The sequence below is a fragment of the Psychroflexus planctonicus genome (assembly GCF_014640195.1).
Classification (GTDB): Bacteria; Bacteroidota; Bacteroidia; order Flavobacteriales; family Flavobacteriaceae; genus Psychroflexus; species Psychroflexus planctonicus.
The window spans coordinates 39316-66027 of record NZ_BMGM01000004.1 but is presented as its reverse complement, the minus strand read 5'-3'; the positions used below and the strand labels follow the sequence as shown (position 1 = coordinate 66027).

The window sequence follows — 26712 nt, the reverse complement described above, 5'->3', positions numbered from 1 at the left end:
GATTTGTGATTGAAGATTTGTGATTTCTGATTTAGGATTTCAGATTTCTTTTTGAACCTTGTTTCTTTGTGGTTTTTTCACCACTGAGACACAGTGAGCAGAAAGGTTAAAGTTGATTGTAAAAAAATAACAATATCTAAAACTTCATCAGTGATTGAACTGGTGAAGTTTTTATTTTTTCTCTTCCTTTTAAAAACTCCAATTCTATTAAAAAGTTGCTTTCGATGAGTTCGCCGCCTAGCTTTTTGATCAATTTTACGGCAGCTTCTGCAGTACCGCCAGTTGCTAGCACATCATCATGCAAAATCACTCTTTCACCAGGTAAAATTGCATCTTGATGAATTTCCAATTGGTCTGTGCCGTATTCTAAATCGTAACTTTCAGTAAAGGTTTTATAAGGAAGTTTTCCTGGTTTTCGAATAGGGACAAATCCAGCACCTAAGCGTTCTGCCAACAAAGTGGCCATAAAAAAACCGCGAGATTCAATTCCCACAACTTTATCTATCTTCTGGTCTTTTATGTTTTCAACTAAAGCATCTGCAGCCGCTTTCATGGCTTCACTGTTTCCTAACAAGGGAGAAATGTCTTTGTACACAATTCCTTTTTTTGGAAAATCATTAATATCTCTAATGTATTTTTTAAAGTTCATTTTGTTGTGTTTTTTGTACTTTTTTTAATTCCAGTAAATTTAAAGGATTTATACCTAATCCTTTTACATTATTCTGTGTAAATCGAACTACTTCATCGTAATATAGCACCATAAAGGGAGCTTCTTCCATTAAAATGGAATCCATTTGTTGGTAGATGTTGATGCGTTCATTTACATCAGAAATTTTGAGCGCTTCAGTATACAAACTATCAAATCGCGCATTTGAAAAATGGGTATAATTAGGTCCTTTGGGTGAGAAATTAGGCGAATAAAACAAACTCAAGTAATTTTCTGCATCGGGATAATCGGCTATCCAACTACTTCTAAATATGGGCAATTGTCCTGCTGAACGCTGTTGCAATAAAGTGGATGGCGGCATTACATCTATTTGCACATCAATGCCCAATTGTTGTAATTCTTTTTGAATAAATTCAACCAAATCTAAATAGGAAGCATTGGTTGCCAACGTAATGCTCGGATTTTGGATACCCGTTTCAGCCTTAAATTCTTCTATAAGTTGCTTTGCTAATTTGGGTTGATGCGTATATTTTGCTTCATCTGAAAAACCAGGCATGCCTTTTGGAATGAATCCGTTTACGCCAGGAACACCAATGTTATTGCGTAAATAAGCAATCATATCTTTTCTATTGATGCCATAATTTAAAGCTTGTCTAAACTTTTTAGATTGCAAAGCCTGATTGTTGCCTTCTTGATAAATCCCCAAATATTCTGTATTCAAATAAGGTGATTTTTGCATGTATAAACGTGCTTCATATGTTGAATTTAATTTTCCATCAGGCGAAAGTAATTCATCTTTATAGGAAGCATCTAGACCACTTAAAAAGTCTAAGTTTCCTTGTGCAAATTGCATAAATTCACTTTGTTTATCAGGTAAGAAGGTAATAGCAACTGCTTCTAAATAAGGCAACTGATTTCCTTTTTCATCCGTTTCAAAATACAAAGGATTTTTCCTGAACACCAATTTTTCATTCTCAATCCAACGCTTCATATAAAACGGACCGCTTCCAATTGGAGAAGTTCTAAAGTCAAGCTTTTGCATTTCCACAGGAACAATTGAAGTATATTGCATGGAAAGCAAACTTAAAAAAGCAGGAAAAGGCCTTTTCAAATCAATTTGCAGACTTAATGAATCAATCACTTTAACTTCTTTCACATTTTGCATTACCCAGCTTCCAGGTGAAGCTACATCTGGGTCGGTTAATCTGTTTAAGCTGTACACAACATCTTTAGCTAAAATGCTTCGTGTAGAATCGGCTCCAAAAATAGAATGCTGATGAAAATAAATATCTGGTTTCAATTTAAATGTATATTGTAAACCATCTTCGCTAATTTCCCAAGATTTTGCAGCATCAGGTTTAACATTCAAATTTTCATCTAAATAAACCAACTTATTATAAAGCTGATGACAAGCCCAAATATTACGCTGGTCTTTTGCAAAAGCAGGATCTAACGAAGTAATGTTGGCGTGTTCGTTATATCGAAAAACAGTATGGGACGGAATTTCTGTGGTGGAGTTTGTACAACTCCAAATGCTGAAAACAAAACAAATTAATAAACTGAAGTTGATGACTTTTCGCAAGGTTTTCAATTTTAAGAAGCAAATATAAGTTAGTATCTTTGCAAATCTATTAAAGTTAATGTCAGTTAGCTATTTACATTTTAAATTGTTGAATAAATAGCTGAAAAAAATATTGGAATGCCAAACCCAAAAGTAGCTTTTTATACCTTAGGTTGTAAACTCAATTTTTCTGAAACTTCTAGCATTGCCCGAAGTTTTGAAGATGATGGTTACCAACGTGTAGAATTTAATGAAGAAGCAGATATTTACGTAATCAATACGTGCAGTGTTACCGAAAATGCTGATAAACGCTTTAAAAGCATTGTAAAACAAGCTCAAAAAGTAAATGATGATGCCTTTGTAATTGGCATTGGATGTTATGCACAATTGCAACCCGAAGAATTGGCAGCTGTCGATGGTGTTGATTTGGTTTTAGGTGCAACTGAAAAATTTAAAGTTACGCAATACATCAACGATCTCAGTAAAAACGAACAAGGCGAAGTACATTCTTGCGAAATCAACGAAGCCGATTTTTACGTTGGCTCCTACTCAATTGGCGACCGAACTCGAGCATTTTTGAAGGTGCAAGATGGATGCGATTACAAATGTACCTATTGTACAATTCCTTTAGCACGTGGTATTTCTAGATCAGATACCTTAGAAAACGTGTTGAACAATGCAGCAGAAATAGCAGCACAAGACATTAAAGAAATTGTGCTTACTGGAGTAAATATTGGCGATTATGGCAAAGGTGAATTCGGCAATAAAAAACACGAACATACCTTTTTAGAATTGGTAAAAGCTTTAGATGAAGTTCAAGGAATAGAGCGTTTGCGCATTTCTTCTATCGAACCCAATTTATTGAAAAACGAAACCATCGATTTTGTTTCTAAAAGCAAGTGTTTTGTTCCGCATTTTCATATTCCATTACAAAGTGGCAGCAACGCAATGTTGAAACAAATGCGAAGACGCTACCAACGCGAGTTGTATGTAGACCGTGTACAACAAATCAAACAACAAATGCCCGATGCTTGTATTGGTGTAGATGTTATTGTTGGTTTTCCAGGTGAAACCGACGAACATTTTTTAGAAACTTATCAGTTTTTAAATGAGTTGGATATTTCTTATCTGCACGTTTTTACGTATTCTGAAAGACCCAATACCTTAGCCGCAGAAATGGATGGTGTAGTTTCTAAAGCAAAAAGAAAAAAGCGCAGTAAACTATTACGTGGACTATCCGCTAAAAAACGAAGAGCTTTTTATGAAAGTCAATTAGGTAAAACCAAAACCGTTTTATTTGAAGGTGAAAACAAAGAAGGCTACATTCATGGTTTTACAGAAAACTATGTAAAAATTAAACATCCTTGGAATCCCAATTTAGTCAATCAACTTCATGAAGTTCAATTAGAAGAAATTGATGAAACGGGTATGGTAAAAGCCAAATTGCTTAGCGAAGTAGCTGAATTGGTTTAATTTTAAATGGAAGAATCACTACAAAGCAATGCCTACAGGCAACATGCTTTGGTATAACATTTTGTTTCTTCTAATAAAGCTTTTTACTTCAATACAAGTGGGAACCACTTTTACTTCTTCTTCTTTTAAGATATCCAAAACAGATTTCACTACAATATTCACATAACCATCTTCCTTTAAGTGGTCGCTAATTACCATTTTGGTTAAAAAAGTTTTTCGATCTTGTTCTGCAAACTCTATAGTTATAAGCTCATTATCCACAAGTGCTTCAAATTGTCTCAAAAAATCATTTTTCTTAATACTAATTGTTTCTTCCATCATCTTCGGTCTTATTATAATCTTATACAAATTTACAACGAAGTAAGTGTCTTAATTATTACGTTTGCAAACATTTATTAAAATCTTATTAATAAGACTTTAAAACTTAAACTTGGTTTAATATTGTACTCTTTGATTATGAAAAAAGATGAGCCTATTTTACATGTTTACTTAATGCCAGGAATGGCAGCGAATCCAAGTATATTTGAGTATATTGAATTGCCTGCAAATCAATTTGAAACCCATTTGCTTTCATGGAAAATTCCTTTGCCTAACGAAACTTTGTCTGCATATGCAAAACGAATGCTAGATGAAGTAAATCAGGAGAATTTTGCCTTGGTAGGGGTTTCGTTTGGTGGGGTTTTGGTACAGGAAATGGCAAAACTTAGAAAACCTAAGAAATTAATTATAGTTTCTAGTGTAAAATGTAATGAAGAATTACCACCACACATGCGTTTTGCACAAAAAACAGGTGCATATAAAGTTTTACCTTTGGGTTTATTAAATTACATGCACCATATTGAAAAACTACCGGTTGGTAATTTTATTAAAAAACGAGTTCAATTGTATAGGCAATATTTATCCGTTAACGAGAAGGTGTATTTAGAATGGGCAATTGAAAATATGGTATGTTGGAATCAAACTGAAATCATATCCAATTTAATTCATATTCACGGTACAGCAGATCAGGTTTTTCCCATAAAATTAATCAAAGATTTCATACCTTTGAAAGATGGTACGCACATCATGATTTTGAACAAATACCGTTGGTTCAACAAACACTTACCTAGTTTATTAACAGTAGGAAAATTAGCAGAATAGTTATGAAAAAAAATATATTAGTATTTTCGAATTTAGTATTTATGGGCTTAAGTGCCTATTTACTAATTTCAGCTTTTGGCACCAACACAGTCACTTCTAACGAAGTTGAACCCAAAGTAAGCAACAATAGCAAAAGTGTAGTTTACGCTTTAGATTTGCCCTTACAAATTCAATTTGCTGGAGAAAATGTTCCCCTTGAAGATCCTGAAGTTAGAGAACGTTTAGATCGCGAATTACTGGTGAATAACTATTGGCAATCTAATGCTGTTTTGCTCATTAAAAGAGCGCATAAATATTTTCCAATAATCGAACCCATCCTAAAAGAATACGGAGTTCCAGACGATTTTAAATATTTAGCACTTGCTGAAAGCGGATTTATGCAAGTAGTTTCTCCCGCTGGAGCAACTGGTTTTTGGCAAATCATGAAAGAAACAGGCAGAGAATATGGCTTAGAAATTAACGATAATATAGATGAACGCTACCATATTGAAAAAGCAACTCGTGTAGCTTGTCAGTATTTTTTAAATTCTAAAGAACGTTTTGGCACTTGGACACTTGCAGCTGCTGCTTACAATGCAGGAAATACAGGAATTAGCAGACAACTGGAAAGACAAGAAGTAACCGATTATTACGATTTATTATTAGTTGAAGAAACTTCGCGTTATGTTTTTCGCATTCTAGCTTTAAAAGAAATAATTGGTAATTATGAAGACTATGGTTTCAAAATTGAAAAAGAACACCTCTACAGTTTAGCTGAAACTAAAGAAATTGAAATAGATACTTCCGTTTCAAATTTAGCAGCTCTTGCTAAAGACTACGGAATTAGCTACAAAACTTTTAAACGTTACAATCCTTGGCTGAGAGATAAAAATTTAGAAAACAACTCTAGAAGAGTTTATCAAATTGAAATTCCAGATTCTACGGCATATACATTTAGGTCTAACCAAATAACTGAATGATGAATATAGGTATTTTTGTAAGTTTAATGCTCATTGGATTATTAGCCGGTTTTTTAAGCGGCATGATGGGTGTTGGCGGCGGCATTGTAATGGTTCCACTAATGGTTTTTTTATTAGGATTTTCTCAACACGAAGCACAAGGAACTAGCTTAGGTGTTTTGGCTATTCCGGTAACCTTTTTTGCAGCTTATAATTATTACAGAGACGGAAGTTTAAATTGGAAATTTGCGCTTATCATGGCAGTTTCGTTTATAATTGGCGGTTATCTAGGTTCTAAGCTAGCCATTAGCATAGATGAAAAAATGTTGAAAAAAATATTTGGTGTCTTAATGTTAGCTATTTCTGTTAAGCTTATTCTTGAAAAGTAAATTAGTCAAAAGAATTGGTAACTAAGTTTTCTTCAAAATTTTGAATACTTTCTACTAAATTTTTAAACTCATTCAAGCAGTTTTCTACCGCAACTTCATCTTCAATACCTATTTCGTTCTGAAAGTTTCGTTTTATTTCTATAATTTTTTTATTGCTTCCAACAACAAAAATAGTAGGAAAACCAAGACTATGTTTTAACATTTTAACGGTGTAAGCATCTCTTGTTTTCAATTCGTCTACATATAAAATCTGAATATGCTTGTTGTAGGCTTTTGAAGCTTGACGAACATCGCTTTTAGAATCCCAAAAAATAACAGCAAAATCTACTTCATCTTTGTATTTTTTAGCCATGCTATTTATGGCTGGAATTTCACCTTTAGTAGGCACGCTCCAAGAAGCGTAGGTAAATAATATAAGTGGCTTTTTAAAATCTTGTATTTGGCATTGATCTGATGAAAAGCAGTCTGCATTAAAATTATCCATAAAGCTACCTACTAAATGTTTGTTTACCAATTGCTGATAATAAAAATTAGCTTCTTCTCTATTTCCTAACACAAAAGCTCGATTACTTTTTTCTTTGAACTTGGCATAATACCTATAAATCTGTTCAGAAAAGTATGTTTTACCATTCTCTTCTTTATCTGATGAATTTACTTGAGATAGTATTTCAAACGGGATAAAAAACAACAAGAGAACCAAAACAAGCCGTTTCATAATATTATTTTTTATGAAATTATAAAAAATTAAGAAAATAACTACTAAAAACTAATATTATTCATACAAATTGTAGCTTAATTTCTACACATATTAAGTTATTTACTAAAAAACCCCGCATAAAAGCGGGATTTCAAGTATTATGAAATTAGAAAAACTATGTTAAATTTTCTTCATTTGTTGCTTCATCATTTTAATCTGGTCTTTCAACATTCCTTGCTTGTCTAAATCTTTAGCTTCCTTCAGCAATTTTTGTGCTTCTCTTTTTCTACGTTTAGTCATTGCTATTCCTGCTAAATTTAATTTAGCCATAGCAATGTCTTGCTTCATTGATAAACCAAGTTGTATGGCTTTCTTAAAAAACTTTTCAGATTGATTCATATTGGTTTGGGCCGTCATCAAACCATGTAAATAATTATAGTAACCTTGTTGTTTTTGCGTTAAATTAGCTTGTGGATTGCCAATTTTGTCCAACCAACGTTTTGCACCATCAAAATCTTGTTTTCTTAGTTTCCAAAAAGAAAGCAAAATCATTTCATTTTTAAAATACAACAACACGAAAATACTGGAAAAAAACACTAGTGCTATTCCATTTCCTATAAAGCCTTGAGTAAATTGATATATAGCAAAAGCTAGAATTAAAGCCGTTATTACTAATTTGATATTTTTATTAAACATGTAAATTGATTTAAGCTGGCAAATTTACATAAACTAGAAGAAAAAATCGGTATTTTTTTTGTTGCAGTACTCAAAACTTATCGTATATTTGCACGCAATAAAAATTAGATATTCAACGCACTAAATATACATTGAAATGAAAAGAACCTTTCAACCTTCAAAAAGAAAAAGAAAAAACAAACACGGCTTTAGAGACCGTATGTCTAGCGTAAACGGAAGAAAAGTATTGGCTAGAAGAAGAGCTAAAGGAAGAAAGAAATTAAGTGTTTCGTCTGAAGCTAGTTTAAGAAGAAAATAAAATGATTTTTTCAATATAACATTTCAAAGGTGTTGCTTTTTTTAGCAACACCTTTTTTTATATCTACTAATTACCTACACTATGCCACTAGATAAAAATTTAAAATGCATCTTAATTATTGGATCTGGACCTATTGTAATTGGTCAAGCTTGTGAGTTTGATTATGCTGGCTCACAATCGCTTAGGTCTTTACGAGAAGAAGGAATTAAAACCATTCTTATTAACTCCAATCCTGCTACCATCATGACTGACCCAGTGATGGCAGACCACATTTACCTCAAACCTTTAAACACAAAATCCATCATTGAGATTTTAAAAAAGCATCCAGAAATTGATGCCGTTTTACCAACAATGGGTGGTCAAACTGCATTAAATCTATGTATAGAAGCAGATGACAAAGGCATTTGGGAAGATTTTAATGTAGAATTAATCGGGGTTGACATTGATGCTATTAATATTACCGAAGACCGTGAGAAGTTTCGCTTGTTGATGGAAAAAATTGGTGTTGCCGTTGCACCTTCCAAAACAGTTACTTCCTTTTTAAAAGGAAAAGAAGTTGCACAAGAATTTGGTTTCCCTTTGGTTATTAGAGCTTCATTTACATTGGGTGGCACAGGAGCTTCAATTGTTTTTAAAGAAGAAGATTTTGACGAATTACTTACGCGCGGCCTAGAAGCTTCGCCTATTCATGAAGTAATTATAGATAAAGCATTAATTGGTTGGAAGGAATACGAATTAGAGCTTTTACGCGATGCCAACGACAATGTAACTATAATATGTAGCATCGAAAATATGGATCCGATGGGAATTCACACCGGAGATTCAATTACCGTTGCTCCTGCCATGACGCTAAGCGATAGAACCTACCAACGGATGCGCGACCTAGCCATAAAAATGATGCGAAGTATTGGTGATTTTGCTGGTGGTTGTAATGTGCAATTTGCAGTTAGTCCAGACGAAAAAGAAGATATTATTGCTATTGAAATCAATCCGCGTGTGTCACGTTCTTCTGCCTTGGCTTCCAAAGCAACAGGATATCCCATTGCAAAAATTGCTAGTAAATTAGCTATCGGTTACCATTTAACAGAGCTAAAAAACCAAATTACCAAAACCACTTCCGCTTACTTCGAGCCTACTTTAGATTACGTTATTGTAAAAATCCCTCGCTGGAATTTTGATAAATTTGAAGGTTCTGACCGAACTTTAGGACTACAAATGAAATCGGTTGGAGAAGTCATGGGAATTGGTCGTTCTTTCCAAGAAGCGCTTCACAAAGCCACACAATCTTTAGAAATTAAACGAAACGGTTTGGGTGCCGATGGAAAAGGCTACACCAATTACGACCAAATTATTCAAAAATTAACCTACGCAAGCTGGGATCGTGTTTTTGTAATTTACGATGCCATACAAATGGGAATTCCTTTGAATAGAATTCACGAGATCACAAAAATTGATATGTGGTTCTTGAAACAATACGAAGAATTGCATTTCTTAGAAAAAGAAATTAGTAAGTTTTCCATAGACACAATTCAAAAAGATTTGTTGTTAGAAGCCAAGCAAAAAGGCTTTGCAGATCGGCAAATTGCGCACATGTTATCTTGTTTAGAAAGCGAAGTATACAACAAACGTGATGAACTTTCTATTAATCGAGTATACAAATTAGTAGATACCTGTGCTGCAGAATTTGAAGCAAAAACACCATACTACTACTCTACTTTTGAAGCCGAACACCAATTACCTAACTCAAAAGCGAATGTTAAAAACGAAAGTATAGTCACAGATAAAAAGAAAATTGTTGTTCTAGGTTCAGGTCCAAACCGAATTGGTCAAGGAATTGAATTTGACTATTGCTGCGTTCACGGTGTAATGGCTGCAGCCGAATGTGGCTACGAAACCATCATGATTAATTGTAATCCTGAAACGGTTTCCACCGATTTTGATACCGCTGATAAATTGTACTTTGAACCTGTTTTTTGGGAACACATCTACGATATTATTCGCCATGAAAAACCCGAAGGTGTAATTGTTCAATTGGGTGGTCAAACGGCATTAAAACTAGCTGAAAAGCTTGATCGATATGGAATAAAAATCTTAGGAACCAGTTATGAATCTTTAGATTTAGCTGAAGACCGCGGAAGCTTTTCCACTCTATTGAAAGACTTGGAAATTCCGTATCCAGATTTTGGTGTTGCTGAAACCGCAGACGAAGCTTTAGCCTTGGCAGACGAATTGGACTTTCCAATTCTTGTAAGGCCTTCCTATGTTTTGGGCGGACAAGGAATGAAAATTGTTATCAATAAGCAAGATTTAGAATCGCATGTAATTGATTTACTTCGGAAAATACCCAACAACAAATTGCTTTTAGACCATTATTTAGATGGTGCTATTGAAGCTGAAGCCGATGCTATTTGCGATGGAGAAAACGTCTACATCATCGGAATTATGGAGCACATTGAACCTTGTGGTATTCACTCTGGAGATTCTAATGCTACGCTTCCACCATTTAACTTAGGAGATTTGGTACTTCAACAAATAAAAGACCACACAAAGAAAATTGCCCTAGCTCTAAACACCGTTGGATTAATTAACATTCAATTTGCTATAAAAGACGATCAGGTTTATATTATTGAAGCCAACCCAAGAGCGTCTAGAACGGTTCCGTTTATCGCGAAAGCTTACGGCGAACCTTATGTTAATTACGCAACTAAAGTTATGTTAGGCGAAAAGAAACTTTCTGATTTTGAATTTAATCCTAAGTTAGATGGATACGCTATCAAACAACCGGTGTTTTCGTTCGATAAATTTCATAATGTAAACAAACAATTAGGACCTGAGATGAAAAGTACTGGAGAAAGTATTTTGTTCATCGATAGCTTAAAAGACGATGAATTTTACGAGTTATATACCCGTAGAAAAATGTATTTGAGTAAATAAAACTCAAGTTGAAATCAATTAAAAACCCTGCAAAGTTTTCAATTCTTTGCAGGGTTTTTTGGTGTTTGACATTTTAAAACCCGCAAGGTCTCGGAGATCTTGCGGGTTTAAGTATTTTCTTAAAAAATTACTTATCTAAGCAGGAACCGTTTCGTACATTTTATTACGCAATTCTTTAATGGCTGCATCAGACATATAATCGTCAAAGCTCATCATTTTATCAATAACGCCATTTGGTGTAATTTCAATAATTCGGTTGGCAACAGTCTGAGCAAATTCGTGGTCATGCGTTGTAAATAGGATGTTACCTTTAAAGTTCTTCAATGAATTATTAAATGCCGTAATCGATTCTAAGTCCAAGTGATTGGTTGGTTCGTCTAATATTAAAACATTAGCTCTCATCATCATCATTCTACTCATCATACAACGTACTTTTTCGCCGCCTGAAAGTACTTTGCTAGTTTTTAAAGCTTCATCTCCACTAAAGAGCATTTTTCCTAAGAAACCACGAATGTAAACTTCTTCTCGTTCTTCGTTGGTTTTTGCATATTGTCTTAACCAATCTACCAAGCTTAATTCATTTTCAAAAAACTTGCTGTTATCGTTTGGCAAGTAAGATTGTGTAGTGGTAATTCCCCATTGGTATTTTCCCGCTTCTGCTTCTTGGTTTCCTGTTATAATTTGGTAAAAAGCAGTGGTAGCTCTAGAATCTCTAGAGTAAATTACTGTTTTATCGCCTTTATTTAAATTGATATCTACTTTGCTAAATAGCATTTCGCCATCTAATGATGCTTGTAAAGCTTCAGTATGCAAAATTTGATCTCCAGCTTCACGTTCGCGTTCAAAAATAATAGCTGGATATCTTCTATTAGAAGGTTTTATGTCTTCTACATTCAGCTTTGCAATCATTTTTTTACGTGAAGTTGCTTGTTTAGATTTAGATACATTGGCACTAAAACGCTCAATAAATTGTTGCAGTTCTTTTTTCTTGTCTTCTGCTTTTTTGTTTTGTTGCGCACGTTGTCTTGCGGCCAACTGAGAAGATTCGTACCAAAATGTATAATTCCCAGAAAAGTGGGTTATTTTTCCAAAATCGATATCCGAAATATGCGTACAAACTGCATCTAAAAAGTGACGATCGTGAGAGACTACAATTACACAATTATCGTAATTGGCTAAGAAATTTTCTAACCACGAAATAGTTTCATAATCCAAATCGTTAGTTGGCTCATCCATGATTAACACATCAGGATTTCCAAAAAGTGCTTTGGCTAACAAGGTTCTTACTTTTTGCTTACCGTCTAAATCTTTTATTGCAGTGTAATGCAAGCTAGCATCAATTCCTAGATTAGACAATAAAGAAGCAGCATTGCTTTCTGCATTCCAACCATCCATTTCTTCAAAATCTACTTGTAAAACACCAACTCGCTCACCATCTTTTTCATCAAAATCGGTCTTGGCATAAATTTCATCCATTTCCTTTTTAATCTTATACAAAGGTTCGTTCCCCATCAAAACGGTGTCCAGAACTGTAAACTCATCATATTTAGAATGGTCTTGATCTAAAACAGACATACGTTTTCCGGGTTCTAAATGAACATGACCAGAAGTAGGTTCTAAGTTGCCCGATAAGATTTTTAAAAAAGTAGATTTACCAGCACCGTTGGCACCAATAATTCCGTAACAATTTCCATTTGAAAAAGTGGTATTCACTTCGTCAAACAAGACACGTTTTCCAAATTGAACTGATAAATTAGAGACTGATAGCATAGCTAAAAATTTTTGCAAAAGTAACTATTTATTTTGGGTTTTCGAAACATTATCAGCAACAGTCTTTTAACGGCGGATTAACACCTACAGCAGCACATTAAATCTATATTTGTTTGCAATAATTAAAATGAAACATGCGGTTTTTATCGGTTATTTTTTTCATCATTCTTTTCGTATCCTGTGCATCTGATGCTGAATTTTCCGATACAACTAGAGTATATGGAAAAATTGTAAATCCATTAGATGATTCCTTGCTTTTGTCTAGAAACGGAGAGACGTTAGACACCATTTATTTATCAGATACAGGTGAATTCCACTTCAAATTTAAACAGGACAAAGAGTCTATTTACTTTTTTAAACACGGCTCAGAGCGACAAATGCTTTATACTAAACCTGGAGATAGTATTGCTTTTAGGTTAAATACCTTAGAGTTTGATGAATCTTTGAGTTTTGCAGCGAGTTCTTCTGTTGAAAATAACTTTTTAATCAATAGTTTTCTGTTAAATGAAAACAATAACGATTTAATACTTTCCTACTACAAAATTGGTGTGAATGAATTCATTAAAATGACGGATTCATTAAAGAACATTCAACTTCAAAAATTGAAGCAACTCAAATCTAAACATGAATTGAGTCCATACTTTTTAAACATTGCAGAAAAAAGTATCAATTTTGAGTTCTATGATATGAAAGAACGCTACGCATTTTTAATTCAAAAATATTTCAAAAATAAAACGCAAGAGTTAGCAGATAACAACTTTTTCGGATACCGTGAAAATATTGATTTTAATGAAGAAAAACTTTTTTCGCACATCGGGTATTTGCGATTTCTTGATAATTATCTAAAAAATAAGTCTATTGAACATTGTAAAGAAGAGCCCGATTCAAGCAATTGTTTTGATGTTAACACTTATGATAACTTACACCGACGCATTGAAATTGTAAACCACATTTTTGAAGATAATCTTTTAAAAGAAAGATTTCTAAAACGGTTTATTAGAAAAGAAATAATACACGCTAGTACCGAAGAACAAATAACCAGCACTTTACGTATTTTAGATGGCATTAATTTAAGTGAAGAAGACGTTAACTATTATCATCGATTAGCAGAATTTCAAAAAAACTTTTTAGTGGGTAAAACAATTAGCAACCACTATGTTTTCAATCATCAATTTGAAGAAATTGCCTTTCATGAAATAGCAAACCAAAAACCTATGTTAATTCATTTATGGACCGCCAATTCTTCTTCATTACACAGAAGAAGGCTAGCAAAAGTAAGAGAATTGCGAAATAAATTTCCAGAAGTTGAATTTATAGGCATCAACATTGATTTTGACAATAGGAAATTATGGCAACGCACATTAACCCAATATAAGTATAATAAAAAATACGAGTACCAAGTATTAGGCCGAGACGAAAACAGAGATTTGTACGAGAATTATTTATCTAAAGTATTTTTTATTTCGCCAGAAACAGGACAAATTGAAAAAAGCACTAATTTGTTATACAACGATCATTTAGAAAGTGCTTTGTTGGCATTTTTAAATCAATGATATAAAAAAATCCCAAAACACAAGGAATTGGGATTTTCACTAACACACTAAGATTAATAGGTTTAACGGAATCGGTCTACAGATTTTACAAGGTCTTCATCCTTTTTAATGGCCTTGTTTGCCAAGGCTAAAAAAACGATAGAAACCAAAGGAATCAAGCCCCCAATACCTTTCTCAGAAATTTCCATTTCTCCAGGTAAGTTTAGTGCCGTGTACACGAAAAATCCTATTGCAAAAAAGTTTATAAGTATATTAAGTCTACCTAATACAAATTGAAGTTTTCTTTTTTTGAATAAAAAAATACTGATTAATGCCAATACCAAAGATGCAATAATGGCTATTAAAGATTCTACAAAATCTGAAGCAAAAATCCAAGAATTATCCTGTTGTTTCCATAAAGGAACATAAGTTAACAATAAGCCATTTAAAATGACAACGACAAGTAAATACAAACTTTGCCTACGTTGAATCATGCTGTTTTGTTGTAAATTTTTATGAGATGCAAAAATAGTAGAATATTTAGGATAATTTCACAAAAAAGAAAATAAAGTTGTATACTTGCAACAGTATAATGATTGTTTCCGAATCAATCATCTCATTCACAAATTATAAGACTCCTTATTAAAATCATATTTTTTAATACTATTCATTTTTATTCATGTTAGAAATATCAGAATTAAAGTCTAAAAAGCTTCCCGAGCTTCAGGCTATTGCTCAAAAACTTGAAATCCCAAAATACCGCTACTTAAAAAAACTAGATTTGGTTTATCAAATTTTAGATTATCAAGCGGCTAACCCAGATGTGGTAAAAGAAGCGGTAATAGAAGAAAGTAAATCTGCGCAGGACAACACAAGCAAAGGCAAAGAAGAAAATGCCAGAAAGCAACATACCGCTTCAAAAAATAAAAAAGAGCAGACCTCAGCCGAAAAAGATTCTTCCAAAAAAGAAGAACCTAAAAAAACACCTAGACCAAGAAAGACGGATTCTCGAGATCATTCTAATCAAGGTAAGCATAAAGGCCAAGAAAAGAAAAATGTGTCTCATCCTTCTAAGCAACAAAAAAATGCGCCACATCCAAAAGCAAAAGCTCAGGATAAGGTAGAAGATTCTAATCAGAACAAGAAAGAAAATGTTGAAGACAACAAACAGAGTCATCAACAAAATAAAGCACACCAAACCAAGCAGCGACCTAACAACAACCGTCAAGACAAACAACGTCAAGATAATGCTCGCCCTGAAAAACAGCAGACTGACCAACAAAATCAAGAGCAAAAAAATCCTCAGCGAAAAGAGCAAAAACAAAACAATACACCACAGCACAAAAATCAGAATAAACCAAACCCTAATCAAAAGAACAAGTACAAACAACCTGAGTACGAATTTGATGCCATTATAGAAAGTGAAGGTGTTTTAGAGTTAATGCCTGATGGATATGGCTTTTTGCGTTCTTCAGATTACAATTATTTATCGTCTCCAGACGATATTTACCTTTCTCAATCTCAAATTAGGTTGTTTGGATTAAAAACGGGAGACACGGTTTTAGGTCAAGTTAGACCACCAAAAGAAGGCGAGAAATATTTCCCTTTAATCCGAATTGTAAAGATTAATGGGTTAGACCCACAAGTGGTTCGCGATCGGGTTTCATTTGAACACTTAACGCCGCTTTTCCCTGAAGAAAAATTCATTTTAGACGGAAAACGTTCCAGCATTTCAACACGAATAATGGATTTGTTTGCTCCTATTGGAAAAGGACAACGAGGTATGATTGTTTCGCAACCTAAAACGGGTAAAACCATGTTGCTGAAAGATATTGCCAATGCCATTGCTGCTAATCATCCGGAAGTGTATCAAATTGTGTTGTTAATTGATGAACGCCCAGAAGAAGTTACCGACATGCAACGTAATGTACGTGGCGAAGTAATTGCTTCTACCTTTGATAAGGAAGCGCACGAACACGTAAGAGTAGCAAATATTGTTATTGAAAAAGCAAAACGTTTAGTTGAATCTGGACACGATGTAGTTATTTTATTAGACTCTATTACTCGATTGGCAAGAGCGTATAACACCGTTCAACCTTCTAGCGGAAAAGTATTGAGTGGTGGTGTAGATGCCAACGCGTTGCACAAACCTAAACGCTTTTTTGGAGCGGCTAGAAATATAGAAAATGGCGGATCTTTATCTATTATTGCTACTGCATTAACAGATACCGGTTCCAAAATGGACGAAGTTATTTTTGAAGAATTTAAAGGGACAGGTAACATGGAATTGCAGTTGGATCGAAAAATTTCCAACCGAAGAATTTTCCCTGCTATCGATTTAAATGCGTCCAGCACAAGAAGAGACGATTTACTTTTAGACGAAAACACCATTCAGAAAATGTGGGTGTTGCGTAAATATTTGGCAGATATGAATCCTATTGAAGCCATGGAATTTATTCAAGATCGCGTAAAACAATCTAAAAATAATGTCGAGTTTTTATTCTCTATGAATAATGGCGGATAGAATAGATTTTGGAAGTTAGATATTAGAAGTTAGATATTTGATATTTGATATTTGATATTTGAAGTAATAATAACAAATCAAAATATTGATTTACAAAATTTTCCCTTGAGGGAAATGCCGAAAGGCAAAGGGTGTTTTTTTATGAAACGATATTAGATATTAGATATTAGATATTAGAAGTTAGAAGTTAGCTATTTGAAGTAATAATAACAAATAAGAAAATTTTTCCTTTGAGGGAAATGCCGAAAGGCAAAGGGTGTTTTTTCATGAAACGATATTAGATATTAGAAGTTAGATATTTGAAGTAATAATAACGAATCAAAATATTGATTAACAAATTTTCCCTTGAGGGAAATGCCGAATGGCAAAGGGTGTTTTTTATGAAAAGATATGAGAAGTTTCCAAAATAAAAACGAAATACAAAAATGCCGACTTATTTAATAGTCGGTATTTTTTTTGATGTATTCTAAAAAATTATAACGACCTACACGTTTTCATAAATGTAGACTTCTGTGGCTCCTAAGCCGTAGGTTTTGTAATCTGCATCGTAAAAATTGACTTCTTCATCTCTGCGTAAGAGTGTTTCCAATTCTGCTTTTAAAACGCCTTGCCCTACTCCATGAATTAGAATTACGCGTTTAATTCGCTTTTGTTTTGCAAATTCAATTTGCCGTTTAGCCGTATCCAATTGGATGTTCAGCATTTCAAAGTTACTCATGTTTTTAGTGTTTTCAACCAATTCATGAATATGCAAATCTATTTCTAAAGCAGCTTGTTTCTTTTTTTTATCTTTTTTAGTAGGCAAGTTAGATGTTGGTTTCTGTAACTCCCTAAGTTTGGTTTTTTGAAGTTCTTCCCAATCTACTTTTAGCGCGTTTTGTGCCGGTAGTAGTACCAATTCATTAGCATTTGCCTTTATTTCAAAACCATCGGCAGTTTCAACAAGAAGAGTTTGATTTTGAAATGCCATAACTTTTCCTTGCAAGTCATCATCAATCCAAGCTACATGGTCACCGATTTCAAAGCTGTTTTTCATAACTATTTTTGTTTTTCGTCTTCTACATCTTCATCCTTTTTAGTAGTGGTATTTTCAAGCTCGTCATTTTCATTCTTGCTTTTATCATTATCGTTTGCCCATTGCCGTGTAGAAGAATACAACCCAAACATCAAAATAACCAATCCAGCCACTTTTAAATATACTTCATCACTTTCAAAAGCTAAATCGTACAAAAGCAATGCTGCTCCTATAACTATAAATACGGTATAAAAGGCTTGTTTTTTGGTGTTGATCATAACAAAATCATTTTTTCAAAAGTAGTATTTATTTGTTGATTTTAATGGATGTTTAAGCCTTCTACCAAACATAGCTTGCATTATTTTTTGAAATTATTAAGAAATAAACTAATTTGGCAAAATAAACTTAAACCTTAAACCAATGGAACCAAACTCCCCATTTCAAGAAAAGCCTATCAAGCCCTACAACCATATGGCTATGGCTATTATATCAACCGTACTTCCTTTAATCACTTGTACTTTTTTTGGATTAGTAGGTGGAATTACAAGTATCGTATTTGCAAGTCAAGTAAATAGTAAATATGCAAATGGTGATTATGAAGGTGCTAAAAAATCAGCCAAATATGCTAAAATTGCATGGATTATTGCCATTGTTATTTTAGTGGGTCAAATTGCCTTCTTTGTAGTTACCATAATGATGAGCGGTGAAGATTTCTTTGAGCAAATTCAGAAGGAAATTGAACGCCAGCAGTCATTACAAAATCAATAACAAATGGAAATTCAAAAACCACCACATCCGCCTAATCATCTAGCAATGGCCATTATCACCACAATAATGTGCTGCCAAATTACAGGTATTGTAAGTATAGTCTATGCCTCTCAAGTCAATTCCAAATATGCCGTAGGAGATTATGACGGCGCTATTCGCGCTTCAGAGAATGCCAAAACATGGTGGATCATCGGTTTGGTATTAGGCGTTTTAGTATACGTAGGCGTGTTTTTAATTTATGGACTTGCTTTATTTGGTATCGCTAGCGACACTTTTTAAGCAATGACTAAAGCCTTAAAAATAGCACTTTACTCAAGCTTAACATCAATAGGAATATTAATGTTAAGCTTATATTTTTTATTCAGTCCTGAAAAAGTGAATATTTTTCCGAAGTGTCCTTTTTATAGCATTACGAATTTACATTGTCCAGGCTGTGGTTCACAGCGCGCTATTCATGCTTTTTTACACGGTGATATTTGGACTGCCTTACAATACAACTTTTTAATAATCCTTGCTGTAGCAGTTTTGCTTTATAAAGCCTTTCTTTGGTTATTTCCTTATCGAAAAAAAGACAAACAGGAACGCAAAAATATATTATATGCCAATGCAACACCGTGGGTAGTTTTTGCTTTAGTGATACTGTTTTGGTTTCTTAGAAATCTTCCAATCGAACCCTTTACTTATTTAGCTCCATAAAATAGTTTCTTCTTCATTTTAAGTATACTTTGTTAATTTAAAATTCTGCTTCTTGCTAGATTTTGTAGTTTTGCAAATTCAATATGTATACCATGAATGAAGCAATAAAAAATCTAGAACCTCAAGCGGTTTGGAAGAATTTCACCAACTTAAACGCTGTACCAAGACCTTCTAAAAAAGAAGAGCGCGTAATTGCATTTATGCAAGATTTTGGAAAAAAACTAAACTTAGAAACCTTAACCGACAAAGCTGGAAATGTAATTATTAAAAAACCAGCCACTAAAGGATTTGAAGATCGCAAAACCGTGGTTCTTCAGTCGCATTTAGACATGGTGCATCAAAAAAATAATGAAACCAATTTTGATTTTGATTCACAAGGAATTGAAATGCATGTAGATGGCGATTGGGTTCGTGCCAAAGGAACAACACTTGGTGCCGACAATGGTTTAGGTGTGGCTACTATCATGGCTATTTTGGAAGCGAAAGACATGGAGCATCCTGCTATTGAAGCTTTGTTTACCATCGATGAAGAAACTGGAATGACAGGTGCAAAAAATCTTGATCCAACTATTTTAGAAGGCGAAATATTGTTGAACCTCGACACCGAAGAAGATGATGAAATTGGAATTGGTTGTGCTGGTGGCGTAGATCTTACGGCTTCAAAAACGTATAAACAAGAAGAAGTTCCTAGCAAAGCCATTGCTTATCAAATTACGGTTAATGGATTAAATGGTGGCCATTCTGGAATGGACATTATTAAAGGTTTGGGCAATGCCAACAAAATAATGAACCGCATTTTATTTTTAGGTCACACTGAATTTGGTTTGCGCATACATTCAGTTCATGGTGGTGGATTGCGAAATGCTATACCCCGTGAAAGTAAATCGATAGTTGTTATTGACCATGTAAATGAACCTAACTTTCTAAAAGCGGCAAGAAGTTTAACCGAAGAAATTCGTCAGGAATTCAGCGTATTAGAACCCAATTTAAACATCGATTTTAAAACGGAAAAGCTTCCTGAATTGGTAATGAATCAAAAAGACCAAGAAACTTTTATAAAAGCTATTGAAGCAGCACATAATGGAGTGTATAGAATGAGTCCAAGTATTGAAGGTTTAGTTGAAACATCAAATAATGTGGCAAAAGTAGTTGCTGAAGATGGAGAAATTGAAGTGCTATGCTTAACCCGTTCTTCAGTTGAGTCTACCAAAGTTAGTTTAGCCAATTCGCTTTCATCTGTATTTGAACTAGCTGATTTTAACGTGAAACTTTCCGGTGATTATCCGGGTTGGGAACCGAATCCAAATTCAGAAATAGTGCAAGTTTTAGACAAAATCTATCAGCAACAAAATGATGAGAAAGCTAGAATTGCAGCCTGCCATGCAGGCTTGGAATGTGGAATTTTAGGAAGTCATTATCCAAAAATGGACATGGTTTCATTTGGTCCAACTATTCGTGGTGCGCATTCACCAGACGAACGAGCTAGTATTTCTTCAACCCAAAAATTTTGGAAATTAACCCAAGAAGTTCTTAAGCAGATTCCTAAGCGGTAGTTGAAGTTGAATTAGCTTGATTTTTATTGCGAAGTCTCAGACTTCGCAATAAAAATCATTTAACTGAAGTTTCTGAGTTTTACATGAATAAAACTTCATATTCTTTATATTTAATTTACATTTACTTTACAATATTTTAAATCAACTCTTTAGGTCACTTCGAGCCCACGGAAATTTAAGAAATTTTATTTGATGGAAAGTGACGTTTAAATCATTGTTCTTTCAATTTCTTTTTTGTTGCCCCATCTCTAAAGAGTGCAAAAAAGTATATAAATGAAATAAAATAGTAGCCATTCACCCTTTAGGGACGGGGTTAAAATGGTGGTATCAATTAGATAGATTTAACTTATTTGCGTAAAAACGTCATTGGTAGTGTTTTAATTTATCGACGGTATGAGATAAATTAAATGTATCGAAAAGTTTTAGGTTGTCCCTACAATTAGGTCTCGATACATTTTTTTCTTCTTATCAGTCGAAAAAAAAACTCGACCAGACAGTAAAACTTTGATATTGTGTTTCATAAATATGTAATTTATTAGCTCCGAAACTTCAGTCATCTAATAAAAAGCAAAGCTCAAAGCCGTTAAACCAAGCAGAAAAACAAATAGCGAAATGGGATAGGATACAGCAATGAAGGTACATTTTAAAATGCTCGCTATTCTTCCATTTCCATAAAAATTTCGGATTGCTTTGTACGTGTAGTAAAATACACCCAAATTAAAAATTAAGCTTATCCATCCGCTTTCCCAGTACAAGCCGATTAAAAGTGAGAGTGCGAAAATGATGAGTAAGAAACTACTCAAATTGAAATTAAACACCATATGGTCAACATAGGTTTTGCCAGAGCCCATAAACAAAAGTAAATTTCCAATACTAAATAAGGGCACAAAAAAGAAAATAAAAAATGGTGTTTTAGCTAGCACAAAGTTCAAAAAACTGGCAATACTTTGTTGGGTTTTTGTCAATCCTCTGTAAAAACGATACAAACACCAATCTAAAAAGCGATCTTCTAAAATCCCACTTTCAACAGCTTCTTCATATTTTAAATGCGCATTATCATTAAATGCTTTTTCTAATGCAGAAGTCTTGTTATCCTTCAAATCTATATCCAAAACAGGACTCTTTTTATTCCCCTGTCTCTTTTGAAGGGAGTCTATTAAAGAATTAATTTCAACTTTGTTGATTCTTTTATCATTTGAATTGTTGGTTTCATCAGTAATCGCATCCTCAAAGCCAGCAACAATGGAATTATCGTTTTCAAAATTAGATTCTTCTTCAGCATAAGAATCCTTATTCATAAAATTAAGTCCTTCAAAATCTTCTTCATTTATGGATAAACTAATTACCAAAAAGAAAATAATTGCGATGCTCAAAAAAAAGCGGAAGGGATTGGTAAATTGATTGCGTTTTCCGTTAACGTAAGCCAAAGGCAAGGCGCCAGGTTTTAAAAATAAGAGCTTTAAAGACTTCCATAATTTTGAATCGTAAGAAATAAAAGAACTGAACAATTCTTCAATTAAGTCTTTTAAATTAATTTTTTTAGTAGAATTCCGTTGCCCACAACTAGGGCAAAATTTATCACTTACATCTAATGGATGTGAGCAGTTTAAACAAACTTCTCCTCGATATTGAAAGGAAAAGCGTTTGGGTTTACATTTAGGAAGCCATCTCATTGGGTAGTTTTAAAGTGTACCAAAATAATAAAATTTTTAACATTATTATTTACTTGATGGCTAAACACAACAAATAAAAAACGGAAGCAGTTGCTTCCGTTTTTAAAATCTAACTAATAATCTGTTTTTTTACTCATCGTAAATATTGGAGTATTTACCATCACTAGTTTCAAAAAACTTTCCGTTTACGTAGCGAAAATGTTTGTCCAAGGTTTTGAGTGCTTCATGATCTTCTTGGGTAAGCGCAATCTTTTCACTAGCTAGATTTTCTTTTATTCTACCTGGATTAGTAGATTTAGGAATAACCGCAGTTCCGCGTTCTACTGACCATTTAATTAAAACTTGTGCCACAGTTGCATCACGTTTTTCTGCAATTTTCTTTACAACATCATTATCTAAAAGTGAAGGTTCGTTTTCAGCCTTCATTTCTTTGGTTCTATCGCTGCTTCCTAAGGGCGAATAAGCTGTTAAGGCAATCTGATTATTTTTACAAAATTCCAATAGTTCATTTTGATGCAAATACGGATGCAATTCCACTTGATTCATCTCTGGAACATCATCTGTTTTGCTCATCAAGTCTTTCAGTTTTTTTATACTGAAGTTAGAAACGCCAACGTGCTTTACCAAACCTTGTTTCTTGGCTTCTAGCATGGCTTCCCAAGTTTCAATGATAGGTACTTCTTCTAAAGACAAAAAGTCGTCATCACTTTCTGGGAAACCCTTTAAATCGGGCTTAAAAGCCACTGGCCAATGCATTAAATAAAGGTCTAAATAATCTAATTGTAAATCTGATAGCGTTTGTTTTAGGGCTGGTATTACATCTTCTTTTTTATGCGCTGTATTCCATAATTTTGAAGTTACCCAAACATCTTCTCGTTTAATGGTATCTTCATTAAAAGTGTTTGCAAAAGCTTCACCCACTTCTTTTTCATTTTGATAAACCGCAGCACAATCTATGTGTTGGTATCCTGCTTTAAGCGCAATTTCTACGGCATCTTTCACTTTTCCTGGTGCAGATTTCCATGTTCCTAAACCTATAGCTGGTACTTCTGCTCCACTTCTTAATTGTATTTTTTTCATATTATTTTTCTTTTTTCGATTAAATTAAAAATACAACTTTACTAGATAAACCTCAGCACATGATATTGGTTTAATCTAAGTTTAACAAGTGAAACAAGCTTTTGCTGGATAATTAATGTCAGTTCGAGCCTTCGGAAATTTTATAATTTTACTTAATATAAAGTGACAATTAAAACAAAAATTTTCATTTAAACTATGCATCAGCTTCTTCCCTTCCATTGAAGTAAGGCTAAGGGATGGATGTAAACTAAAATACAAAAACACCCTTTGCCTTTCGGCATTTCCCTTTAGGGAAAAAAATTTAATCAATCTTATTCACTAAAGATAAAACCAGTAAAGCTTTTTGAAAGTAACTGAAAACAGACAAATTATATAAAGACGTCATTGGCAGTGATTTTTTAAAAAAAAATAGTGTCGATAACCAATTCATATCGAAAAATTCTAATTATCGATACTCACGAGACTTCGGGGTCACTCATTTCAATCATGAAATTCACTCAAATTGACAGACTTTTATCAAAATACAAAACGGGTAAAGTGACATTTTTAATACTGTTTTAGCATCGAGCGGAGTCAAGATGTGGCTGGTTCTCGACTCCGCACGAAATTAAAACAAAACATTGATAACCATTACTTTATAAAATATGTCAGTTCGATTTATATACAAATGAAAAGGAATACATAACAAAAAACGCTGACTTTAAATAAAAGCCAGCGTTTTGTATAGCTAAAAAGCATCCTTAAAATTAAGCAGAATTTCGACTGGCGTTGATATTGCCAAATAAGGTTCTAACTACCATTTTTTCGAAGGTAACTTTATCTTCATCATTCTCTTGAATTTTTTGAAGCGCATATTGCTGAATGGTCAATAATGGTAAAATAATTTGTTCACGCATGCTGATGGAACGTTTTGCTAATTCTTCGTTATCCATCAATTTCTTTTGGCCTGTGAGTTTCAGCACCAATTCTTTGGTCAACAAATATTCTCTTCTCAGTTCTTTCCAAAATTCGCCATACACAGAATCGTTTTTCATGTAGGATGTCAAAGGAAAATAGGATTTTTTCATAGACATGATGCTATTTAAAATTAAGCTTCTAAAAAAAGCTGATTCTTGATAGAGTTCTTCAATTTTAGAAAAATCATCTCGGTATTTTTCCAAAGCTGTTCCTAAGCCATAATATCCTGGCACATTTTGACGAATTAAACTCCAAGAACCTACAAACGGAATAGCGCGTAAATCTTTTAAAGTAAGTTTAGCGTCTTTGTTTCGTTTAGTAGGTCTACTACCAATGTTTGTTGCACCATAGTATTTAAGCGTGGTCATATCTTCTAAATACGAGATAAATAAATCGTGATTTTTTAACTCGGTGTATTTTTGGTAACTTAAATCTGACAATTCATTCATCAAATTTTTATGTGCTGGATCCCAACCTTTTCTTCCTTTGGCTTTTACTCCTGCAAGTAAAAGTTGCTCGAAGTTGTAAGTTGCTTGTTCGTGGGTTCCATAAACGCTGGTTATGGTTTGCCCTTGAATGGTTAATTGAATTTTCTCTTTGGCAATATCATCACCTTGTGCGGCATAAAACTGATGTGTTTTTCCACCTCCACGCGCTGGTGGTCCACCACGACCATCAAAAAAGACTACTTGATAGTCTTTGCTTCTGGACAGAGAAGTTAAACGTTCTTTGGTTCTGTAAATTTCCCAGTTGGCTTTTAAATAACCTCCATCTTTGGTACCGTCTGAAAAGCCTAACATAATGTGTTGCTCTTTTCTTCTGCGTTGCAAATGGGCTTTGTAAACGGAGTTTTCGTATAGCGAATTCATTACCGCTTCAGAATTATCCATGCCTTCCATGGTTTCAAAAAGTGGGACAATGTCTATTTTTATATCATCTGCTTCATATCCACAGTATTTGAATAAGGCATACACATGCAGCACATCAAAAATACTTTCAGAGTTAGATATAATGTAACGGTGTAAACCACGTTGACCGTTTAATTGCTGAATTTCTTTGATTTGATATACGTTTTTTATGGTATCTGAAACCAAATCGTCCGCATAGTTTTCGGGTTTCAATTGAAGCGATTTTTCCGTTAAGTAAGTTAATTTTTCTTCATCGCTTAATTCATCATAATTCAAATTGAATTCTTTTTTGAAAATACTTTGTATAATCTCTAAATGAATACTGCTATCTTGACGAATATCTAAAGTGGCAAAATGGTTTCCGAAAAGATGAACTCGACCGATAAAGTCATCAATTAAATCTACATTAAGCGAATTGTAATCGCTTACAACCAGTTTTCTTACTTTGTATAAAATTTTCAAAATTTCCTGAGAACTCAAGCTGGTTTTTTTCTTGAAAATTTGTTTATACAATTTCTTTTTCAATTTTTGAAGTGGTTCTTCTACTTTGCTGAAAGTAAGCTTTCTCATCAATACTTTTAGGTGATTGTAGTAACACTTCATGATAGTAACTCTCAGTTGAGATGCTACTTCCATAGTAGTTTGTGCAGTAACATACGGATTGCCATCGCGGTCGCCACCCGGCCAAAAACCGAGTTCTAATAAGTTAGGATTGTAGTCTGGACTTAAATTTGTGCGTTTGGCTATATTATGGTAAATGCTTCCCAAGGTGTCGTAATACACATAGCGCAAATAAAAAATGATGCTTTGGGCTTCATCGAAAGGAGTTGGCTTTTTGCGGTTAATAAATGGCGTAAAGGCTAATTGCTGTAAAGTGTTATCTATTTTAGTAATGCTATCTGCTTTAATTCCTAAGCGCAATTCATGCATGATGCCTTGCACATTGTTAGAATAAAATTGCGTTGGGTGAGCTGTAAAAACTACACGAGCCGAAAAGTTTTTAAAATGCTCAATTAAATCTTCGTAATTGGTATTTCTCGGGTGAAGAATTTCTTCAATTTTTTGCTTTTTCAAACTGGTAAAGGCAGCATCTTCTACACTATCAAACAAGACTACTTGACGCTCGATGTATTGTATCATCCTAAACAATAAGTCAAATTGTTCTTGCTTATCTAAATTATCTGTATGATTATTGAAAAACTGCTCAATAATATCTTTTGGTTCTGCATCTTTGGCATATCCTTCTTGGCTAAGTTTATGTAATAGAGGAATAAAGATTCCAGTATGAGAAGTATTTTCATTGGGCAAATTCAGGAATAAACTATTATATATTAAGTATTTATTTTTCACCAGTTGTCTAAATTTCTCTAAACGTTCTTGATTTTGCATAGTATGTTGTTTGTTAATTCTTAAATGAAAATTGATAAAATGGACTTCTTCAAA

At 33.6% G+C, this 26712-nt stretch carries 24 protein-coding genes; 12 read left to right on the top strand and 12 right to left on the bottom strand.

Annotated features, from left to right (window positions below; genetic code table 11):
• Window positions 1–136: 136 nt before the first annotated feature.
• Both IEV72_RS05220 and IEV72_RS05215 read right to left on the bottom strand, forming a co-directional pair.
• Complete coding sequence (locus IEV72_RS05220) at window positions 137–649, bottom strand: adenine phosphoribosyltransferase (RefSeq protein WP_188458040.1); 513 nt, start codon at window positions 647–649, stop codon at window positions 137–139.
• The gene (locus IEV72_RS05215; RefSeq protein WP_188458217.1) at window positions 639–2249 is read right to left on the bottom strand and encodes an ABC transporter substrate-binding protein; all 1611 of its coding nucleotides are present in this window, start codon (window positions 2247–2249) and stop codon (window positions 639–641) included. The genes IEV72_RS05220 and IEV72_RS05215 overlap by 11 nt, the downstream gene beginning before the upstream one ends.
• 117 nt (window positions 2250–2366) lie before the next feature.
• On the opposite strand from IEV72_RS05215, the gene mtaB reads away from it, so the two are divergent.
• The gene (gene mtaB, locus IEV72_RS05210; RefSeq protein ID WP_188458039.1) at window positions 2367–3701 is read left to right on the top strand and encodes a tRNA (N(6)-L-threonylcarbamoyladenosine(37)-C(2))-methylthiotransferase MtaB; all 1335 of its coding nucleotides are present in this window, start codon (window positions 2367–2369) and stop codon (window positions 3699–3701) included.
• 18 nt (window positions 3702–3719) lie between these two features.
• Here the strand turns inward: mtaB and IEV72_RS05205 are convergent, their stop codons facing one another.
• Window positions 3720–4022, bottom strand: a complete 303-nt coding sequence (locus tag IEV72_RS05205; protein ID WP_188458038.1) for a GNAT family N-acetyltransferase — start codon at window positions 4020–4022, stop codon at window positions 3720–3722.
• A 135-nt stretch (window positions 4023–4157) separates the two neighbouring features.
• Between IEV72_RS05205 and IEV72_RS05200 the strand changes: the two genes are divergently transcribed.
• From IEV72_RS05200 to IEV72_RS05190, 3 genes are read left to right on the top strand one after another with little or no spacing between them, the layout of a single operon-like run.
• Complete coding sequence (locus IEV72_RS05200) at window positions 4158–4841, top strand: alpha/beta hydrolase family protein (RefSeq protein ID WP_229731814.1); 684 nt, start codon at window positions 4158–4160, stop codon at window positions 4839–4841.
• A gap of 2 nt (window positions 4842–4843) precedes the next feature.
• On the top strand, window positions 4844–5800 hold the full coding sequence (locus IEV72_RS05195; protein ID WP_188458037.1) for a lytic transglycosylase domain-containing protein: 957 nt from the start codon (window positions 4844–4846) through the stop codon (window positions 5798–5800).
• Window positions 5797–6168 (top strand): sulfite exporter TauE/SafE family protein, encoded by a 372-nt coding sequence (locus IEV72_RS05190; RefSeq protein WP_308420158.1) that lies wholly within the window; start codon window positions 5797–5799, stop codon window positions 6166–6168. The genes IEV72_RS05195 and IEV72_RS05190 overlap by 4 nt, the downstream gene beginning before the upstream one ends.
• A gap of 1 nt (window position 6169) precedes the next feature.
• On the opposite strand, the gene IEV72_RS05185 is transcribed toward IEV72_RS05190, so the two are convergent.
• Both IEV72_RS05185 and IEV72_RS05180 read right to left on the bottom strand, forming a co-directional pair.
• Window positions 6170–6883: a TlpA family protein disulfide reductase gene (locus IEV72_RS05185; RefSeq protein ID WP_188458036.1), complete on the bottom strand. Its 714-nt coding sequence runs from the start codon at window positions 6881–6883 to the stop codon at window positions 6170–6172.
• 162 nt (window positions 6884–7045) lie between these two features.
• The gene (locus IEV72_RS05180; protein ID WP_188458035.1) at window positions 7046–7561 is read right to left on the bottom strand and encodes a DUF2892 domain-containing protein; all 516 of its coding nucleotides are present in this window, start codon (window positions 7559–7561) and stop codon (window positions 7046–7048) included.
• A gap of 136 nt (window positions 7562–7697) precedes the next feature.
• On the opposite strand from IEV72_RS05180, the gene rpmH reads away from it, so the two are divergent.
• Window positions 7698–7859 (top strand): 50S ribosomal protein L34, encoded by a 162-nt coding sequence (rpmH, locus tag IEV72_RS05175; protein WP_188407091.1) that lies wholly within the window; start codon window positions 7698–7700, stop codon window positions 7857–7859.
• A gap of 81 nt (window positions 7860–7940) precedes the next feature.
• Entirely contained in the window at window positions 7941–10793 is a 2853-nt protein-coding gene (gene carB, locus IEV72_RS05170) for a carbamoyl-phosphate synthase large subunit (RefSeq protein WP_188458034.1), read from the top strand.
• Window positions 10794–10928: 135 nt separating this feature from the next.
• Here the strand turns inward: carB and IEV72_RS05165 are convergent, their stop codons facing one another.
• Window positions 10929–12563: an ABC-F family ATP-binding cassette domain-containing protein gene (locus IEV72_RS05165; protein WP_188458033.1), complete on the bottom strand. Its 1635-nt coding sequence runs from the start codon at window positions 12561–12563 to the stop codon at window positions 10929–10931.
• Window positions 12564–12697: 134 nt separating this feature from the next.
• Between IEV72_RS05165 and IEV72_RS05160 the strand changes: the two genes are divergently transcribed.
• A complete protein-coding gene (locus IEV72_RS05160) occupies window positions 12698–14116 on the top strand; it encodes a TlpA family protein disulfide reductase (protein WP_188458032.1) in 1419 nt (472 codons plus the stop codon).
• 62 nt (window positions 14117–14178) lie between these two features.
• On the opposite strand, the gene IEV72_RS05155 is transcribed toward IEV72_RS05160, so the two are convergent.
• Window positions 14179–14589 (bottom strand): DUF4293 domain-containing protein, encoded by a 411-nt coding sequence (locus IEV72_RS05155; protein ID WP_188458031.1) that lies wholly within the window; start codon window positions 14587–14589, stop codon window positions 14179–14181.
• Window positions 14590–14774: 185 nt separating this feature from the next.
• On the opposite strand from IEV72_RS05155, the gene rho reads away from it, so the two are divergent.
• Window positions 14775–16619, top strand: coding sequence for a transcription termination factor Rho (gene rho / locus IEV72_RS05150; RefSeq protein ID WP_188458030.1), 1845 nt, complete (start codon window positions 14775–14777; stop codon window positions 16617–16619).
• Between the two features lie 484 nt (window positions 16620–17103).
• On the opposite strand, the gene IEV72_RS05145 is transcribed toward rho, so the two are convergent.
• Window positions 17104–17655, bottom strand: coding sequence for a Smr/MutS family protein (locus tag IEV72_RS05145; protein ID WP_188458029.1), 552 nt, complete (start codon window positions 17653–17655; stop codon window positions 17104–17106).
• 2 nt (window positions 17656–17657) lie between these two features.
• Window positions 17658–17912, bottom strand: coding sequence for a hypothetical protein (locus tag IEV72_RS05140; protein WP_188458222.1), 255 nt, complete (start codon window positions 17910–17912; stop codon window positions 17658–17660).
• A 142-nt stretch (window positions 17913–18054) separates the two neighbouring features.
• On the opposite strand from IEV72_RS05140, the gene IEV72_RS05135 reads away from it, so the two are divergent.
• The 4 genes from IEV72_RS05135 (at window position 18055) to IEV72_RS05120 (ending at window position 20651) form a co-directional block, all read left to right on the top strand.
• Window positions 18055–18402, top strand: coding sequence for a CD225/dispanin family protein (locus IEV72_RS05135; RefSeq protein ID WP_188458028.1), 348 nt, complete (start codon window positions 18055–18057; stop codon window positions 18400–18402).
• 3 nt (window positions 18403–18405) lie between these two features.
• Window positions 18406–18681, top strand: a complete 276-nt coding sequence (locus IEV72_RS05130) for a CD225/dispanin family protein (protein ID WP_188458027.1) — start codon at window positions 18406–18408, stop codon at window positions 18679–18681.
• Between the two features lie 3 nt (window positions 18682–18684).
• Window positions 18685–19098 (top strand): DUF2752 domain-containing protein, encoded by a 414-nt coding sequence (locus IEV72_RS05125; RefSeq protein ID WP_188458026.1) that lies wholly within the window; start codon window positions 18685–18687, stop codon window positions 19096–19098.
• Between the two features lie 92 nt (window positions 19099–19190).
• Entirely contained in the window at window positions 19191–20651 is a 1461-nt protein-coding gene (locus IEV72_RS05120) for an aminoacyl-histidine dipeptidase (RefSeq protein WP_188458025.1), read from the top strand.
• 557 nt (window positions 20652–21208) lie between these two features.
• Here IEV72_RS05120 and IEV72_RS05115 read toward each other — a convergent pair.
• The 3 genes from IEV72_RS05115 to IEV72_RS05105 form a co-directional block, all read right to left on the bottom strand.
• The gene (locus IEV72_RS05115) at window positions 21209–22324 is read right to left on the bottom strand and encodes a DUF3667 domain-containing protein (RefSeq protein WP_188458024.1); all 1116 of its coding nucleotides are present in this window, start codon (window positions 22322–22324) and stop codon (window positions 21209–21211) included.
• A 129-nt stretch (window positions 22325–22453) separates the two neighbouring features.
• Window positions 22454–23404 carry an aldo/keto reductase gene (locus IEV72_RS05110; RefSeq protein ID WP_188458023.1) on the bottom strand — a complete coding sequence of 317 codons (951 nt, stop codon included), beginning with the start codon at window positions 23402–23404 and terminating at the stop codon, window positions 22454–22456.
• Between the two features lie 746 nt (window positions 23405–24150).
• Entirely contained in the window at window positions 24151–26658 is a 2508-nt protein-coding gene (locus IEV72_RS05105) for a phosphoenolpyruvate carboxylase (protein ID WP_188458022.1), read from the bottom strand.
• Window positions 26659–26712 lie beyond the last annotated feature (54 nt).